Raw genomic sequence first — 15142 nt, 5'->3', positions numbered from 1 at the left:
TGCGTCGGTGCCGCCAACAGTTGGTGACGGAAACGAAGGTGACGGGATGAACCAGGCGGTCGAGTCCGCGCGGCTGCCGTGCCTGTACTGCGGGGAGCGCTACGGGCCGGACGACGTCGAGCGGCACACCGAGCCGGTGCGGTGCGGGCGCTGCATCACGTGCGTCGGCAAGCCGGCGTGCTTCGACTGCCGGCTCATGTACTGCGTCTGCGACGTGCACCGGTACCGCGGCTGACCGGCGTCAGATCTCCAGCGCCCGGCGCACGGTCGGGGCGTTCCGCCGGGAAACCGGCACCATGGTCTGCTCCTGGTCGTCCATGACCAGGAACAGCTCGCCCTTGTACCGGCGCTCCACCTCCCGGATCCGGCTGAGGTTCACCACGTACTGCCGGTGCACCCGCAGGAAACCGGAGTGGGTCAGCTCCGCTTCGAGCCGGTCGAGGCCCGGCGAGGCGGAGCGCAGCAGTCCCTGGTCGGTGGACAGCCAGACGTCGTTGCCGTCCGACTGGGCGAAGGAGACTTCGGGCAGCCGGAGCAGGACCATGCGGTTGTCGCGCGTCGCGACCATCCGGTGCGGCTGCGCGCGCGGCGGTGCCTCCTCGGCCGTGCGGGGCAACGGATCCCCGTCGGCGATGCCGAAGGAGACGACGTTGCCGACCAGGTGCCCGGACAGGAACACCGGCCGGAAGCTGATCGACGTCGGTTCGGTGGTGAGCCGGGTGAAGATCTGCGTCGAGCCGGACCAGCCGGGGTTGCGCGCCGCCTGCTCGGCGGCGTACTTGGCGGCCTGGATGAACTCCGGCAGCTCCGGCTTCCAGCGGACCGCCGGATCGGGCGCCGGGGTGGAGCCCGGGATGCCGAGGAGCACGCCCGCGGTGTCGTCGGCGAGCACGACGCGGCCCGCGGGGTCCACGGCCGCGAGCGCCGCGCTCGAGCCCGCCCGGACGTGGCTGAAGGCGGCCATCAGCTCGGCGCCGTCGTCCTTGGCGCGCAGGCGCAGGATGCGCTGGGTCATCGTGGCCGCGTTGCCGAGCCAGCCGCCCACGGTGCCGGGCAGGTCGCCGCGCCAGCACGAGATGTTGAGCACCGCGACCGGTTTCCTGGTCACCACGTCCCGGATCGCGACGCCGGCGCAGGTCCAGTCGTGGAAGGCCTGGCACCAGTGCTCGGCGCCGCGGATCAGTACCGGGGCGTAGGACATGAGCGCGGTGCCCATGCCGTTCGTCCCGGTGGTGCCCTCTGACCAGCAGAACCACCGGGCCAGGTTGGCCGCGGCGGCGACGTCGCGCGTGGCCTGGTCACCCCATTGGGCCAGTATCCGGCCGGTGCCGTCGGTGATGGTCACGATGCCGCCGAGGGTGCCGACCTCGTGCGCCAGCGAGGCGGCGCGGAAGCCGAGCTCGGCGAACACGACGTCGTGCTCCAGCGCGTGGCCGACCTCCGCGACGGCCGCCGGGGCTTCGGTCAGGAGCGGGTCGACGCGGTACTGGTCCCGGCACCGCTGCCAGGAGATCGCGATCTCGGGCCGCACGCCGCTGAGGTCGTCCTCGCCCCGCGCGAACCGCTCCCACGCCTGGTGCACCGTCGCTCCGCCACGGGCGCGGGAGCTCGGGTCGAGCCGGCGTACCTGTGCCATGGGAGACCGCCTTTGGTCTGTCGGGCCGGGGGCGCGGGCGAACTGGCCTTCCCCGCAAGCTAAACGCCGCGCCGGACGGGCGGCAAGCACCGGGGGATGACCGCGCGCGAACGCCTGACGAACGGTCGTGAAGCGATGACCGGCGGCGGTGTGCCGCCCGCCGGCGGTCGGCACGGTGTTCCGTGCCCGGCCGGACTTATGATCGATGTGCGGCCGGATGCGGGGTTTCCCGGCTACCTGTCCGATCGGGTAGTTCTACAGCGATGTGGCCGAACGCGGTGAACATGTCTTGAAATGGTTCGCTGCACCGCGTTACTTTGTGACATCTTTCCGTGCCCGGCGATGGCAGGTGACCGCCGGTGCACCCGGCGACAAGGAGGTCGCGATGACCGGGAGAGTGCCGCCGCTGGTGATCGCACCGAGCCGCCCCGGTGGACGTGACCGCGTGCCCGCCGGTTCCCTGGTGACGACTTCGTCGGCGAAGGAAGTGGCTCGCGCTTGGGAGAACTTCGCCGCGGGCGAGGACATCGAAACGGGCGTGCGGCCCGAGATCCTGGCTTCCTGGTACCGGTGCCGGGACCGGTACGACGTCGACCGCACGCTGGACGTCGCGCCGGGGGCCAGGGGAGACGAGGCCCAGCGGATCGACAACGGCGTGATCTTCACCGCGCTCGGCGGTCTCGGCGCGCTGGCCGGCCAGGCGGTGGAAAGCGACGGCGCCGTCGTCACGGTGACGGACGGGGACGGGCGCGTGCTCGGCGCCTGGGGCGACCCCAGCGCGCAGCGGCGCGCCGAGCTGCACAACCTCGCCCCGTGGTCGTCGTGGTCGGAGGAGTGCACCGGCACGAACGGGATGGGCACGTCGCTCGAGGTGTCCGGCCCGGTGACCGTGACGGGGCCGGAACACTGGTGCGAAGCGTTCCACCAGTGGGCCTGCGCGGGCATCTCGATCCGCGACGTGGTGACCGGCGCCCCGGTCGCGTCGATCAACATCTCGCGGTGGAACGCGTCGCTGTCCAAGCTCGTCCCGCCGTGGCTGACGAAAGCGGTCGCGTGCGTGGAACAGGAGATCTACCGGCGCGCCATCTACGAAGCCGACAAGGTCGTCGCCGAGTTCACGAGAAAGTGCGCGCAGGCCGGTGGTTCGTTCATGGCGATGGACCGCGGGGGCAACGTGATCGCCGCGAACCCGGCGGCCGTCGCGATGCTCGGGCTGGCCGGCGAAGCCCCGATCGTCGCGGGCGCGACCGAGCCGGCGCAGCGGTGGACCCCGGACATCGCGGGCCTGCCGGAAGTGCTGCGGTGGGCCAAGGACCGGGCCCAGGGCAACGCCGAGTGGAGCGGCCACGCGCGGCTGGCCGTGTGTCCCGGCGAAGAGGCCATCCCGCTGACCCTGCGGTCGGTCGTCGACGCGAACCACGTGGTGGGCATGCTGTGCGCGTTCGGGGTGCAGGAAGGCGAAGCCTACGAAGGGAACGCCGACGACGTCGTCGGCCCGCTGCCCCGGTGCGTCATCGGGATGCGCGACGACCGGCTGGTTCTGCTGGCCCCGTCGGAGATCCGCTACGCCGAGGCGGACCGCAACATCGTCTGGCTCGTCACGGAACGGGGCCGGATCCAAGCCGCGACGCGCGGCCTGGACAACGTCGAGCGGCTGCTGACGCCGTTCGGGTTCCGCCGGGTGCACCGGCGGTTCCTGGCCAACCTGCGCCGGGTCGCGGAGATCGAGCGGGGCATCAAGGGCGAGCTGTTCCTGATCATGGACTCCCGCGCCCACGAGTTCGTGCCGGTTTCCCGGCGCCACGCCCCGGATCTGCGGCGCATGCTCGGCGTGTGATCAGCGGGACCGCGCGGCCAAGGCTGCCACCTGCCGGCGCAGGCCCGCCACGGCCTGCGCCGGGTCCGCGGCCGCGTAGACGGCCGAACCGGCGACGAAACAGTCGACGCCGGCCTCGGCCGCCTGCTCGATCGTGCCGGCGTTGATGCCGCCGTCGATCTCCACCACCAGGTTCAGGTGACCGGCGTCGACCATCGACCGCGCCCGGCGCACCTTGCCGAGGACGTCGGTGATGAACTTTTGGCCCCCGAAGCCGGGTTCCACGGACATCACCAGCAGCGTGTCGTAGTGCTTGAGCACGTCGAGGTAGGGCTCCAGCGGCGTGCCCGGCTTGATCGCCAGCCCCGCCTTCGCGCCCGCGGCCCGCAGGTCCTTCGCGAGCGTCACCGGGTTCTCGGCGGCCTCGACGTGCACGGTGACGTTGTAGGCACCCGCTTCCGCGTACCCGACCGCCCAGCGGTCCGGCTCGTCGATCATCAGGTGGCAGTCCACCGGGAGGTCGGTGGCGGCCAGCAACGACCGCACGACGGGCAGGCCCAGGGTCAGGTTCGGCACGAAGTGCGCGTCCATGACGTCCACGTGGAGCCAGTCCGCGCCGGAGTTCCCTTGCACGGCAGCCACTTCGTCGGCGAGCCGGGCGAAGTCGGCGGAGAGGATGGACGGGGCGATCAACGGCTGGTTCGACACGTCTTCGAGCGTAGGCACCGGATTCCCGCGCGTGGCTATTCGTGCTGTGTATCCGGGGATTGCGGTTTCGCATGTGCCGGAGTGTTGCCGCGGTTCGCGGAGCCGGGTGATGGTGGTGGCAGCAGCCGAGCTGAAGAAGCACGCCACCCGCTGACCCCCATCCATCCGGCGAACTCAGGAGTGCGTGTCCATGGCACCGAACCCATCTGTTGACGAGGTCGCTCGCCTGACCACCCGGCGAACGCCCGAAGACTGGTCCGATGTGGACCTTCGCGCGGTCGACACCGCCCGCGTGCTGGCCGCGGACGCGGTCGAACACTGCGGGAGCGGGCACCCCGGCACGGCCATGAGCCTCGCGCCCGTCGCCTACGCGCTGTTCCAGCGGGTCATGCGGCACGACCCCGGCGACGCGCGGTGGCTCGGGCGGGACCGGTTCGTGCTCTCGGCCGGGCATTCGAGCCTCACGCTGTACATCCAGCTGTTCCTCTCCGGCTACGGCCTCGAGCTCGACGACCTGAAAGCCTTGCGCACGTGGGGTTCGCGGACGCCGGGCCACCCCGAGTACGGGCACACCACCGGCGTGGAGACCACGACGGGCCCGCTCGGCCAGGGCCTGGCGAACGCGGTCGGGATGGCGATGGCCGCCCGCCGCGAGCGCGGGCTGTTCGACCCGGCCGCGGAGCTGGGCCGGAGTGTCTTCGACCACCACGTCTACGTCATCGCCTCGGACGGCGACTTCGAAGAGGGCGTCACCTCCGAGGCTTCGTCACTGGCCGGAACCCAGCAGGTCGGCAACCTCACGGTGATCTACGACAGCAACGAGATCTCGATCGAGGACGACACCCGCATCGCGCTGTCCGAAGACACCGCCCGGCGCTACGAAGCCTATGGCTGGCAGGTCCTCACGGTCCACGGCGGCGAGGACGTCACGGGGTTCCTGGACGCGGTCGGGCAGGCCAAGGCCGAGACCGCCCGCCCGACGCTGATCGTGCTCCGCACCGTGATCGGCTACCCGGCACCGACGAAGATGAACTCCGGCAAGGCACACGGCGCCGCGCTGGGTGCCGAGGAGCTCGCCGGGGTCAAGCGGGCCGTCGGCTTCGACCCGGAGCGCAGCTTCCAGGTCGACGACGACGTCCTGAGCCACACCCGCGAGGTGGCCGAGCGCGGCCGGGCCGACCACGAGAAGTGGCAGCTCGAGTTCGACGCCTGGGCGGAGGCCGAGCCGGAGCGCAAGGCGCTGCTGGACCGGCTCACCGCCCGTGAGCTGCCGGCCGGGTGGGCCGACGACCTGCCCACCTGGGCGCCGGCCGACCGGGGAGTCGCGACGCGCAAGGCGTCGGCCGCGGTACTGGCCAAGCTGGGCGAGGTGCTGCCCGAGCTGTGGGGCGGGTCCGCGGACCTGGCCGAGAGCAACAACACCACGATCGAGGGCGCGGACTCCTTCGGGCCGGCGTCGATCTCGACCGACGCCTGGACCGCCCGGCCGTACGGGCGCACGCTGCACTTCGGCATCCGCGAGCACGCGATGGGGTCGATCCTCAACGGCATCGCGCTGCACGGCGGGACGCGCCCGTACGGGGGAACGTTCCTCATCTTCAGCGACTACATGCGCCCGGCGGTGCGCCTGGCCGCGCTGATGCGGCTGCCGGTCGTCTACGTGTGGACGCACGACTCGATCGGCCTCGGCGAGGACGGCCCGACCCACCAGCCCGTCGAGCAGCTGGCGTCGCTGCGGGCCATCCCGGGGATGGCGGTGGTCCGCCCGGCCGACGCGAACGAGACCGCGCACGCGTGGCAGGCGGTCCTGGCGGACACCGGCGGCCCGGCCGGGCTGGCGCTGACCCGGCAGGACGTGCCGGTCCTGGAGGGCACGTCCGCGGAGGGCGTCTCCCGCGGCGGTTACGTGCTGGCCGAGGCGTCCTCGGGCGACCCGGAGGTGGTGCTGGTCGGCACCGGTTCCGAGGTCCAGCTGGCCGTGGCGGCCCGGCGGGTCCTGGAGGCCGACGGGATCGCGACGCGGGTGGTGTCGATGCCGTGCGTCGAGTGGTTCGACCGCCAGGAGCGGACGTACCGGGACCGGGTGCTGCCGCCGTCGGTGCGGGCCCGGGTGGTCGTCGAGGCGGGCGTGGCGCAGCCGTGGCACCGGTTCGCCGGCGACGCGGGCGAGATCGTGTCGCTCGAGCACTTCGGCGCTTCCGCGGACTTCAAGACCCTGTTCCGCGAGTTCGGGATCACCGCCGAGGCCGTGGCCGAAGCGGCCCTGCGCAGCTTGAAGAAAGGACGATCTCGTGACGAAGTCGATTGAGAAGGAGCTCGATCCCGGTCATTTCTCGGACGCGACCCGCGCGGTCGTCGGCGAGGTGGACCGGGTGCGGGCCGGGGTCCAGTCCGCGGCCTGGATGCGAGCCGGCGCGTTGCTGCTCAAGGCACCGAAGGTGTTCACCGTCGGGACCGGGCGCAGCGGCCTCGCCCTGCAGATGGCCGCCATGCGGTTCATGCACCTCGGGCTCCCCACCCACGTCGTCGGCGAGGTGACCGCCCCGGCGATCGGTGCGGGCGACGTCCTGGTGGCGGCCTCGGGCTCGGGGACGACGGGGCGGGTGGTGCGGGCCGCGCAGACGGCCCGCGACCAGGGCGCGGACGTGATCGCGCTGACCACGGCGGCGGACTCGCCGCTGGCGAAGATCGCGACCGAGGTGCTCGTCGTCCCGGCCGCGGACAAGCAGGACTTCGACGGCACCGCCTCCGTCCAGTACGCCGGCAGCCTGTTCGAACAGTCCGTCCTGCTGATCACCGACGCGCTGTTCCACACGCTGTGGAAGACCGGCGGCAGCCAGGCCCGCGAACTGTGGCGCCTGCACGCGAACCTCGAGTGAGCGACGCGGTTTCCCCATCCTGATCCGCCTTCCAGCCCCGAGGAGCTCCCGATGCAGGCCACCGAGATCAGCACGTTGGAAGCGGTGGCGCTGGCCGCCACGCGCAGCGCCGCCGTGGCCGGCTACGCCTGGGTGGGCCGCGACGACCAGGACGCCGCCGACGCGGCGGCGACCACGGCCATGCGCACCGCCTTGGCCGACGCGCCGGGGCGGGGGACCGTCGTCATCGGGGAGGGCGAGAAGGACGACGCCCCGATGCTGTTCAACGGCGAGGTCGTGGGCACCGGGAACGGACCCGACTTCGACATCGCCGTGGACCCGCTCGAGGGGACGTCGTTCTGCGCGAGGGACCTGCCCGGTTCACTCGCCACGATCGCGTTCGGCGAAGCCGGCACGCTCTGGTCGCCCGGACCCGGGTTCTACATGGACAAGATCGTGGTGCCCCCGCGGGCGAAGGACGTCATCGATCTCGATGATCCGCCCGAGCGCACCTTGGCCAAGGTCGCCGAGGCGCTCGGCAAGAAGGTCGGTGAGCTGCGCGTCGTCATCATGGACAAGCCGCGCCACCAGGAGCTGATCGCCCGCGTGCGGCGGGCGGGCGCGTCGGTGCAGACGCCGGCGGGCGGCGACGTCGGAGGCAGCCTGGCGGTGCTGCTGCCGACGCTCGACATCGACCTGCTCCTCGGCGTCGGCGGTACGCCGGAGGGTGTGCTGACGGCCGCGGCGGTCCGGGCGCTGGGTGGCGGCATGCTGGGTCGCCTGGCTCCGCAACGCGACGCGGAGGCCGCCGCCCTCCGCGCGGCCGGCCTGTCCGTCGACCGCATTTACGACTGTGCCGAGCTCGTGGCCGGCGACGCGTTCTTCGTCGCCACGGGGGTCAACGGCGGGCCGCTGCTCGGCCGGCCGCGGATCGGCGACGGCACGACCACCGCCGAGTCGCTCCTGATCTCCCGGGGTCAGATCCGCCACATCACGCACACCACCTTCGAATGACTTCGCGGGCCGGCCCGACCAAGGAGATTCGGTGACGTTGCACCTGGACGACCTCCGCGTTCGCCGCATCGGCGAGTGCCGTTACGACTCGCCGCTCGCCGAGACGCTCTCCACCAAGCGGACTTCTCCGCACTACGTCGCGGAAGGGGACCGGGTCCTGCTCGAGGACACCGTGTCGATGCTGGCCGAGCACGGTCTCCCGGCCGGCCTGGTCCCCAGCTTCGAAGCCGCCGGGCCCCGCCGGAAGATCTACTTCGACCCGGCGAGCGTGACCGCCGGCATCGTCACCTGCGGCGGCTTGTGCCCTGGTCTCAACAACGTCATCCGAGGTCTCGTGCAGGAGCTTTCCGTGCACTACCAGGTCAAGCGGATCCTGGGTTTCCGGAACGGCCTCCAGGGCCTGACGGCCGAAAACCGCGACGACACCGTGGAGCTGACGCCCGAGGGTGTCCGCGACATCCACAACTCCGGCGGCACCATCCTGGGCAGCTCACGCGGCGGTCAGGACGCCGGCGAGATGGTCGACAGCCTCGTCTCGCGCGGCGTCGACATCATGTTCGTCATCGGTGGTGACGGCGGGATGCGCGCCGCGACGTTCCTCAGCGAGGCGATCAAGGCGCGGGGGCTCGACATCGCCGTCATCGGGGTCCCGAAAACGATCGACAACGACCTGCCGTTCACCGACCAGTCGTTCGGGTTCCAGAGCGCCTTCGCGCGGGCCACCGACTTCATCTCCGCGGTCGCCGTCGAAGCCGCGGCCAGCCCGAACGGCGTCGGGATCGTGAAGCTGATGGGCCGCCACTCGGGGTTCATCGCGAGCTATGCCGCGCTGGCCGCCAACGCCGCGGACATCGTCCTGATCCCCGAGGTCCCCTTCGTCCTCGGGGGCGCGGACGGCCTGCTGGCCCACGTCGAGCAGCACGTGCGGGAGAAGGGCCGCGTGGTCATCGTCCTCGCCGAGGGCGCGGGCCAGGACCTCCTCGAAGAACACGGCCCGCCGCAGCACAACGGCCGCGGCACCGACGCCTCGGGCAACGTCAAGCTCGGCAACATCGGCGAGGTGCTCAAGGAGAGCATCACCGCCCACCTGACCGCGGCCGGCCTCGCCCCGACGATCCGCTACATCGACCCGAGCTACGCGGTCCGCAGCATCGCCGCCAACGCCTACGACAGCGTCTACTGCCTCCGGCTGGCCCACGCCGCGGTGCACGCGGCCATGGCCGGCCGCACCGAAGCCGCGGTCGCGCGCTGGCGGCGCCGCTTCGTGCACGTCCCGTTGTCGTTGATGACGAGCCGGCGCAACCAGGTCGACCCCGACGGCGACCTGTGGATGTCGGTGCTGGAAACCACCTGCCAGCCAGCCGGGTTCGGTGCGGCGCCCGGCCGCGAAAAGGTCCGGGCGGGGTTCTGCTGATGCCGTCCGGGCGCGAGGTCCCGGAGCTGCCCGGGTACCGGCGGCTGACGGTGCTCGAATGGCTGCGCGGGCGCCTGACGGACCTCCGGCGTTCCGAGGCCGCCGGCCACGCCCTGTGCGACCACGATGAGAAGACGGCGCCGTGCCGGATCTGTTCCGTGCGGTACTGGTAGCGACCGCCGGGTCAGGCGGTGCGGGACAGCCAGGACACCGTCGCCGTCTCGCCGGCACGGTGAAGGCCGCCGAAACCGACGACGCGGGTACCGAGACCGGCGCGCTCATCGCCGGACCGCACCGCGGCGGCCGCGCGGTTCCCGGCCATGGTTCAGCGGGTGGCTCAGCGGTGCTTGCGGGCCATCCACTGCCAGACGTGGGTGCCACGGGTGCTCGGGTCGTTGCGGGCCACGTAGATCCACGACCAGTGGCCGGGGAACTGGTGACCGTCGCGGATGACGTGGTCGTAGAGCGTCAGCTCGGAACGCGGGATGAGCTCGTGCGCGTGGACGGAGTTGGCCTGCGGGTCCACCGTGTCGTCGTCCCGGGAGGAGACCAGCCAGGTCGGGGTCCGGATCGCGGCCAGCTCGGCGTCGGGAACCAGCGGCGGGCCGCCCTCCTCGCGAGCGGCGACGACGCCGCAGATCGGCACCGACGAGGCAAAGGTGCCGGGATAGACGGTGGTCATCTTCACGCTCATGTACCCGCCGTTGCTGCAGCCGACGACGTGGACGCGGTCGGCGTCGACGGGCCGCGTGCGGAGGACGTCCCGGATGATTTCGTGGATGAGCGGGGCGAAGCGGGGGCCGTCGTCCATCCAGGCGGCCGTGCACTGCGGGGCGACTACGTAAGCGCCGTCGAAGATCGCTTGCGCTTCCGCGGTGGCGAAGCCCAGTGCGCCGCGGTTGGCGCGCAAAGTGGTCTCGTTGTCGTAGTAGCCGTCGGGCAGGGAAGCGCCTTCGCCACCGCCGTGGAGCCAGACGATCAACGGGCGCGGGCCGCGCCCGTGCGAGGGGGAGTACAGCCGGTACTTCATCCCGGACCGCGAGGTGTGGTAACCGAAGGCGTCGACCTCGGGATTGGTCAGCCGGCCTTGCGTGAACCGGGTGAACGAGACCGGCCGGCCGTGCTGCCGGACGGGGGCGTGCTGCGTGATGGTGTAGACCAGGTCGAGCCGGACATTGCGGGCCTTGCCGTTGATGTAGCCCAGGGTGCCGCCACCGGTCTGGCCTTCGCCGTAACTCATTTCCAGCACGATGTTCCCGCGGCGGTCGAGCCGTGCGGCCGTCACGGGCCGGTCGAGGTCGTAGCCGATGTCCTGGCCGCCGGTGTCGATCGGGCTGGTGGCCCGCACGTGCACGCCGAACGTGCCGGTGGTCAGGCTCGCCGGGTCGATCGGCCCGAAGCGGGCGGTGTCGAGGGTGAGCGAAGTGATTTGCTCGCCGCCGTCGAGCGTTTGCGCGTCGAGGGTGAACGCGACGCGGCCGCTCCCGGTGGCGCGGGCGACGCCCGGCACCGCGAGGCCGGCGGTGAGGCCGGCGCCGGCGACCAGCGCGGCGCGACGGCTGAATCCCTGGTCCATGCGACTCCTTCGTCGGGGGTGCCGAACGCGCCGGCAATCCAGTGTATCGCCGGAAAACGGCCGAGCCAGCCCCCACGAGGAGTAGGCAAGGCCGGGGCTGGTTCACCGGTTCGCGCCCGCGTCAGGCTGAATCCATGAACGCGATCCCCGAAGAGATCACGCTGGGGGACGTCACCGTCACCCGCGTCAAGGAGTACTACGGCACGGTCGGGATGACCCCGGCCGAGTTCTTCCCCGGAAGCGCTTCCTGGGAGGAGCACCGCGACTGGCTGGTCCCCGACTTCTGGAACCCCGGAACGGACGAGGTCCACGCGGCGATCCAGACCTGGCTGCTGCGCAGCGAAGGCCGCACGATCCTCGTCGACACCGGGGTCGGCAACCACAAGGAGCGGCCCTACGCCGCGTTCTGGTCCCACCGGGAAACCGCTTTCCTCGACACGCTCGCGGCGGCCGGGGTGCGGCCCGAGGACGTCGACCTCGTGATCAACACCCACCTGCACACCGACCACGTCGGCTGGAACACCCGGCTCGATGGCCGGTCGTGGGTGCCCACCTTCCCCAACGCCACCTACCTCATGCCGCGGCGGGACTTCGACTTCTGGAACCCGGCCAACGAGCACAAGTCCGTGTTCGGGCGGGGGAACCAGAACGTGTTCGAGGACAGCGTCGCGCCGGTGCACGAGGCCGGGCTGGTCGAGCTGTGGGACGGCTCGTACCGGATCGACGGTAACCTGCGGCTCGAGCTCGCACCCGGGCACACGCCGGGTTCGTCCGCGCTGCACCTGGACTCCGGCGGCGACCGGGCGCTGTTCGTCGGCGACCTCGTGCACAGCCCGCAGCAGATCGTGGAGCCGGAGACCAACTCGTGCTTCTGCGAGGACGCCGCCGAAGCGCGGGCCACCCGGCACAAGCTGCTCGGACTGGCCGCCGAGACCGGGGCGCTCGTGTTCCCGGCCCACCTGCCCGGGCCCGGCGGCGTGCAGGTCGAACGCCACGGTTCGCGGTTCGCCATCAAGGACTGGGCGGGTTTCGCCCGCATCGCGTGAGCACCGTGCAGACTCCGGCCGGTGCCGTGCGCGGCGCACGCGGCCGCTACCGCGCGATCCCGTACGCGGTCGCGCCCGCCGGGGCCGGCCGGTTCGCGCAACCCGTGCCGCACCCGGGGTGGGCGGGGGTCCGCGACGGCACCCGTCCCGCCCCGACGGCCCCGCAGCCGACGCGCGACTTCGGCCGGCTCGACCTGGGTCCGTACTTCGGTCCCGGCTGGGTCCGCGGCGAGGAGTACCTCACGGTGGACGTCCACACCCCCGCCGCCGACGACGGCAGGCGGCCGGTGATGGTCTTCGTGCACGGCGGCGGGTTCGTCACCGGGTCGACCGCCGCCGCCCTCTACGACGGCCGGGCGTTCGCCAGGGACGGCATCGTGCTGGTGACGGTCAACTACCGCCTCGGCATCCCGGGATTCCTCGCGCTGGAAGGAGCTCCGGACAACCGCGGCCTGCTGGACGTCCTCGCGGCGTTGCGCTGGGTCCGCGACACGATCGCGGCGTTCGGCGGCGACCCCGGCAACGTGACGGTGTTCGGGCAGTCCGCGGGCGCGACGCTGACGGCGGCCCTGCTGGCGGCACCGGAGGCGAAGGGCCTGTTCCGCCGGGCGATCATGCAGAGCGGCAGCGGCACGGGCGCGTTCACGCCCGAGCAGGCCCGGCGGGTTTCCGTCGCCGCGGCCAAGGCACTCGGCATCGAGCCGACAGCCGACGCTTTCGCGGCGGTCCCGGACACCCGCTTCCTGGAGATCCTGCCCGCGTTGTCGGGCGTGGACCTGACCACGGCGACGGCCACCGACCCGCTGGCCGGACTGAGCCCGTTCAGCCTGGTGCTGCCGGTACAGCCCGCGGACGCGCTCGCCGCCGGACCGGGCGGCGACGTCGGACTGCTGATCGGCACCAACACCGAGGAAGGAAACCTGTACGTGGTGCCCCAGGGGAAGTTCGCGGGAGCGCAGCATTCGGCGGCGTTGGGCACCAGGTTGTTCGGCGCCGGCTCGGCCCGGATGAGCGCGGCGCACGCGGACCTCGCACCGGGGCGCACGCACGTGTACTCGTTCGCCCACCGCTCGACGGCGCTGGGAGGCCGGCTCGGCGCGGCGCACACGGTCGAGCTCCCGTTCGTGTTCGACGTCGCCGCCGAGCCATGGCTGCACGGGGACACCGGGTTGCTGGGCCCGGATCCGGCGCCGGCGGCTCTCGCCACGCGTATGCACGGCGCGTGGGTCGATTTCGCCAGGACGGGGGATCCGGGCTGGGCACCCCACACCCGGGAGCGGCCGGTGGTGGAGGTCTTCGGCGGCTGAAGGCGGGGGCTCCCCGAGGAGCCCCCGCTTTCCCTCACGCCATGGCGAAGCGCTCGTGCAGCCAGCGGCTCAGAGCGAGCAACGTGCGCTCCGCACTCGACGCCATCTCGTTCCGCAGCTCCGTCACCTCGCGCTCGTTCGCGCCCAGCACCGGATCCATCCGCAGCACGCGCCACTCCTGGGTCACGACCGAGCCGGGGCCGTCGCCGTCGATGAGCCAGCGCCACTGCACGATGCCGTCGTCGAGCCCGCCGACGACGAACGCGAACTCCGACGGCGCCTCGGCGGTGAGGACCTGCGACCGGCTGGCCCATTCGCGTTCACCACGGCGGTTGTGCCCGCCGAACCACGCGCCGGGTGCCGGGCCGTCGCCTTCGTCGTACCGCACGTGTGACGCCGTCGGGCTCCACAGTTCGATCTTGGTCACGTCGCTGACCAAGTCGTAGACCACCTGGGGCGAGGCGGGGACCCACGCCCGCCGGGCGAAGGTGAAGGAAGCCGGGTTGTTCATGGGGAAGTCCTCCTGGACTGGTGCGGGGGTGGCTTCGTCCAGGGTGGGCCGGGCCGGGGTGCGGCGACCAGACCGCCGGTTGCCTACCCCTGGCGGTGGCAGGCTGGCCGGCGGCGGCCGCTGCATACTGGGTTCATGGGTGATCAGGGACCGCTGGCCGAGTACCTGCAGGCGTGCCGCGCGCGGCTGCGGCCGGAGGACGTCGGCATGCCGACCTACGGCGAGCGGCGCCGGGTGCCCGGGCTCCGCCGCGAGGAGGTCGCGAGCCTCGCCGGGGTGAGCGCGTCCTACTACGTCCGGCTCGAGCAAGGCCAGTCGGCGAACGCCTCCGACGAGGTGGTCGACAGCATCGCCCGCGCGCTCCAGCTCGACCACGACGAGCACGAGCACCTGCGGGTCCTCGCCCGCCCCGCGCGCCGCCGCGCCGCGAAGCGCCCGCCCGTCGAACGCGTCGACGCGGTGACCGCGCAGCTGCTGGCGGGGCTGGGCGAGGTGCCGGCGATCGTGCTGGGACGGCGGACCGACGTGCTGGCCTGGAACCGGCCCGGCCACGCGTTCTTCGCCGGGCACCTCGACTTCGACGCGCCCGGCCGCCCCGCCGACCGGCCGAACATGGCGCGCCTGGTGTTCCTCGACGCCCACACCCGCGACCTCTATCCACAGTGGACGAACAAGGCGCGCGCGGTGGTCGGCAACCTGCGCCTGACCGCCGGCCGCCACCGCGACGACCGGCTGCTGAGCACCTTGATCGGCGAGCTGGTCACCGGCAGCACCGAGTTCGCGGCGCTGTGGGCCGACCACAAGATCCTCGCGTGCGCGGCGACGGAGTACCCCATGCGGCACCCGTTCGTCGGCGACCTGACCGTGCACCAGCAGACCCTGACCCTCGCGCACGCCCCGGAGCAGACGCTCGTGGTCGTGACGGCCGAACCCGGCTCGTCGTCCCAGGCGGCACTCACGCTCCTGAACGCGGCCACCGACGCCCCGGCTCACGGGGTCTCGACGGGCCGCTCCAGGTAGGCGAGCACCGCGAGGATCCGCCGGTGGTGGTTCTCGGAGAGCCCGAGCCCGAGCTTGGTGAAGACGGCGGCGATGTGCTTGCTGACGGTCTTCTCCGTGACGAACATCCCGGCGGTGCCTGCCGGGCGAGCTCGGTCACCCGGCCGCCGTCGTCGACCCGGACGATCACCCCGGGAGCTCCGGCGTCGACGTCACGCTGGGCGAGCCGCGCCGAAGGCCGGTGCGGCCAACCGGGA

General features: G+C 72.2%; 16 protein-coding genes. 10 read left to right on the top strand and 6 right to left on the bottom strand.

The window, feature by feature from the left end:
- Nucleotides 1-46 precede the first annotated feature (46 nt).
- The gene (locus ACZ7PG_RS04885) at nucleotides 47-235 is read left to right on the top strand and encodes a recombination activating protein 1 (RefSeq protein WP_470237766.1); all 189 of its coding nucleotides are present in this window, start codon (nucleotides 47-49) and stop codon (nucleotides 233-235) included.
- A 6-nt stretch (nucleotides 236-241) separates the two neighbouring features.
- On the opposite strand, the gene ACZ7PG_RS04880 is transcribed toward ACZ7PG_RS04885, so the two are convergent.
- Nucleotides 242-1636 (bottom strand): DNA-binding protein, encoded by a 1395-nt coding sequence (locus ACZ7PG_RS04880; RefSeq protein WP_470237765.1) that lies wholly within the window; start codon nucleotides 1634-1636, stop codon nucleotides 242-244.
- 385 nt (nucleotides 1637-2021) lie between these two features.
- Here ACZ7PG_RS04880 and ACZ7PG_RS04875 point away from each other — a divergent pair, with 385 nt between their 5' ends.
- Complete coding sequence (locus tag ACZ7PG_RS04875) at nucleotides 2022-3473, top strand: LytTR family transcriptional regulator DNA-binding domain-containing protein (protein WP_470237764.1); 1452 nt, start codon at nucleotides 2022-2024, stop codon at nucleotides 3471-3473.
- On the opposite strand, the gene rpe is transcribed toward ACZ7PG_RS04875, so the two are convergent.
- Nucleotides 3474-4145, bottom strand: coding sequence for a ribulose-phosphate 3-epimerase (gene rpe / locus ACZ7PG_RS04870; RefSeq protein ID WP_470238996.1), 672 nt, complete (start codon nucleotides 4143-4145; stop codon nucleotides 3474-3476).
- Nucleotides 4146-4350: 205 nt separating this feature from the next.
- Between rpe and tkt the strand changes: the two genes are divergently transcribed.
- Genes tkt through ACZ7PG_RS04845 form a run of 5 tightly spaced genes read left to right on the top strand, consistent with a single transcriptional unit; the run spans nucleotide 4351 to nucleotide 9619 of the window.
- Complete coding sequence (tkt, locus tag ACZ7PG_RS04865; RefSeq protein ID WP_470237763.1) at nucleotides 4351-6468, top strand: transketolase; 2118 nt, start codon at nucleotides 4351-4353, stop codon at nucleotides 6466-6468.
- Complete coding sequence (gene hxlB, locus ACZ7PG_RS04860) at nucleotides 6452-7039, top strand: 6-phospho-3-hexuloisomerase (RefSeq protein WP_470237762.1); 588 nt, start codon at nucleotides 6452-6454, stop codon at nucleotides 7037-7039. Before tkt ends, hxlB begins: the two co-directional genes overlap by 17 nt.
- A gap of 51 nt (nucleotides 7040-7090) precedes the next feature.
- On the top strand, nucleotides 7091-8032 hold the full coding sequence (gene glpX / locus ACZ7PG_RS04855; protein ID WP_470237761.1) for a class II fructose-bisphosphatase: 942 nt from the start codon (nucleotides 7091-7093) through the stop codon (nucleotides 8030-8032).
- A 31-nt stretch (nucleotides 8033-8063) separates the two neighbouring features.
- The gene (locus ACZ7PG_RS04850; protein ID WP_470237760.1) at nucleotides 8064-9446 is read left to right on the top strand and encodes an ATP-dependent 6-phosphofructokinase; all 1383 of its coding nucleotides are present in this window, start codon (nucleotides 8064-8066) and stop codon (nucleotides 9444-9446) included.
- The gene (locus tag ACZ7PG_RS04845; protein WP_470237759.1) at nucleotides 9446-9619 is read left to right on the top strand and encodes a hypothetical protein; all 174 of its coding nucleotides are present in this window, start codon (nucleotides 9446-9448) and stop codon (nucleotides 9617-9619) included. The genes ACZ7PG_RS04850 and ACZ7PG_RS04845 overlap by 1 nt, the downstream gene beginning before the upstream one ends.
- Before the next feature lie 11 nt (nucleotides 9620-9630).
- Here ACZ7PG_RS04845 and ACZ7PG_RS04840 read toward each other — a convergent pair whose 3' ends face one another.
- Nucleotides 9631-9768, bottom strand: a complete 138-nt coding sequence (locus tag ACZ7PG_RS04840; RefSeq protein WP_470237758.1) for a hypothetical protein — start codon at nucleotides 9766-9768, stop codon at nucleotides 9631-9633.
- Between the two features lie 15 nt (nucleotides 9769-9783).
- Nucleotides 9784-11022: a prolyl oligopeptidase family serine peptidase gene (locus tag ACZ7PG_RS04835; RefSeq protein ID WP_470237757.1), complete on the bottom strand. Its 1239-nt coding sequence runs from the start codon at nucleotides 11020-11022 to the stop codon at nucleotides 9784-9786.
- Between the two features lie 134 nt (nucleotides 11023-11156).
- Here ACZ7PG_RS04835 and ACZ7PG_RS04830 point away from each other — a divergent pair, with 134 nt between their 5' ends.
- Both ACZ7PG_RS04830 and ACZ7PG_RS04825 read left to right on the top strand, forming a co-directional pair.
- Nucleotides 11157-12068 carry an MBL fold metallo-hydrolase gene (locus ACZ7PG_RS04830; RefSeq protein WP_470237756.1) on the top strand — a complete coding sequence of 304 codons (912 nt, stop codon included), beginning with the start codon at nucleotides 11157-11159 and terminating at the stop codon, nucleotides 12066-12068.
- Nucleotides 12065-13375 carry a carboxylesterase/lipase family protein gene (locus ACZ7PG_RS04825; RefSeq protein ID WP_470237755.1) on the top strand — a complete coding sequence of 437 codons (1311 nt, stop codon included), beginning with the start codon at nucleotides 12065-12067 and terminating at the stop codon, nucleotides 13373-13375. Before ACZ7PG_RS04830 ends, ACZ7PG_RS04825 begins: the two co-directional genes overlap by 4 nt.
- A 34-nt stretch (nucleotides 13376-13409) precedes the next feature.
- Here ACZ7PG_RS04825 and ACZ7PG_RS04820 read toward each other — a convergent pair whose 3' ends face one another.
- Nucleotides 13410-13886 (bottom strand): SRPBCC family protein, encoded by a 477-nt coding sequence (locus ACZ7PG_RS04820; RefSeq protein WP_470237754.1) that lies wholly within the window; start codon nucleotides 13884-13886, stop codon nucleotides 13410-13412.
- Nucleotides 13887-14021: 135 nt separating this feature from the next.
- On the opposite strand from ACZ7PG_RS04820, the gene ACZ7PG_RS04815 reads away from it, so the two are divergent.
- Nucleotides 14022-14906 carry a helix-turn-helix domain-containing protein gene (locus ACZ7PG_RS04815; protein WP_470237753.1) on the top strand — a complete coding sequence of 295 codons (885 nt, stop codon included), beginning with the start codon at nucleotides 14022-14024 and terminating at the stop codon, nucleotides 14904-14906.
- Here ACZ7PG_RS04815 and ACZ7PG_RS04810 read toward each other — a convergent pair.
- The gene (locus ACZ7PG_RS04810; RefSeq protein WP_470237752.1) at nucleotides 14876-15013 is read right to left on the bottom strand and encodes a hypothetical protein; all 138 of its coding nucleotides are present in this window, start codon (nucleotides 15011-15013) and stop codon (nucleotides 14876-14878) included. The genes ACZ7PG_RS04815 and ACZ7PG_RS04810 overlap by 31 nt on opposite strands.
- Nucleotides 15014-15142: the final 129 nt, after the last annotated feature.

This window comes from Amycolatopsis sp. NPDC114504 (assembly GCF_055633595.1).
This window is presented reverse-complemented; position numbering and strand designations above follow the sequence as displayed.

Excerpts from the sequence above, each read along its gene's own strand:
- tkt (WP_470237763.1), top strand. The coding sequence starts at position 4,351 with ATGGCACCGAACCCATCTGTTGACGAGGTCGCTCGCCTGACCACCCGG.
- ACZ7PG_RS04820 (WP_470237754.1), bottom strand. The coding sequence starts at position 13,886 with ATGAACAACCCGGCTTCCTTCACCTTCGCCCGGCGGGCGTGGGTCCCC.
- ACZ7PG_RS04840 (WP_470237758.1), bottom strand. The coding sequence starts at position 9,768 with ATGGCCGGGAACCGCGCGGCCGCCGCGGTGCGGTCCGGCGATGAGCGC.
- ACZ7PG_RS04835 (WP_470237757.1), bottom strand. The coding sequence starts at position 11,022 with ATGGACCAGGGATTCAGCCGTCGCGCCGCGCTGGTCGCCGGCGCCGGC.
- ACZ7PG_RS04880 (WP_470237765.1), bottom strand. The coding sequence starts at position 1,636 with ATGGCACAGGTACGCCGGCTCGACCCGAGCTCCCGCGCCCGTGGCGGA.
- ACZ7PG_RS04810 (WP_470237752.1), bottom strand. The coding sequence starts at position 15,013 with ATGTTCGTCACGGAGAAGACCGTCAGCAAGCACATCGCCGCCGTCTTC.
- ACZ7PG_RS04845 (WP_470237759.1), top strand. The coding sequence starts at position 9,446 with ATGCCGTCCGGGCGCGAGGTCCCGGAGCTGCCCGGGTACCGGCGGCTG.
- glpX (WP_470237761.1), top strand. The coding sequence starts at position 7,091 with ATGCAGGCCACCGAGATCAGCACGTTGGAAGCGGTGGCGCTGGCCGCC.
- ACZ7PG_RS04830 (WP_470237756.1), top strand. The coding sequence starts at position 11,157 with ATGAACGCGATCCCCGAAGAGATCACGCTGGGGGACGTCACCGTCACC.
- ACZ7PG_RS04815 (WP_470237753.1), top strand. The coding sequence starts at position 14,022 with ATGGGTGATCAGGGACCGCTGGCCGAGTACCTGCAGGCGTGCCGCGCG.
- ACZ7PG_RS04885 (WP_470237766.1), top strand. The coding sequence starts at position 47 with ATGAACCAGGCGGTCGAGTCCGCGCGGCTGCCGTGCCTGTACTGCGGG.
- ACZ7PG_RS04875 (WP_470237764.1), top strand. The coding sequence starts at position 2,022 with ATGACCGGGAGAGTGCCGCCGCTGGTGATCGCACCGAGCCGCCCCGGT.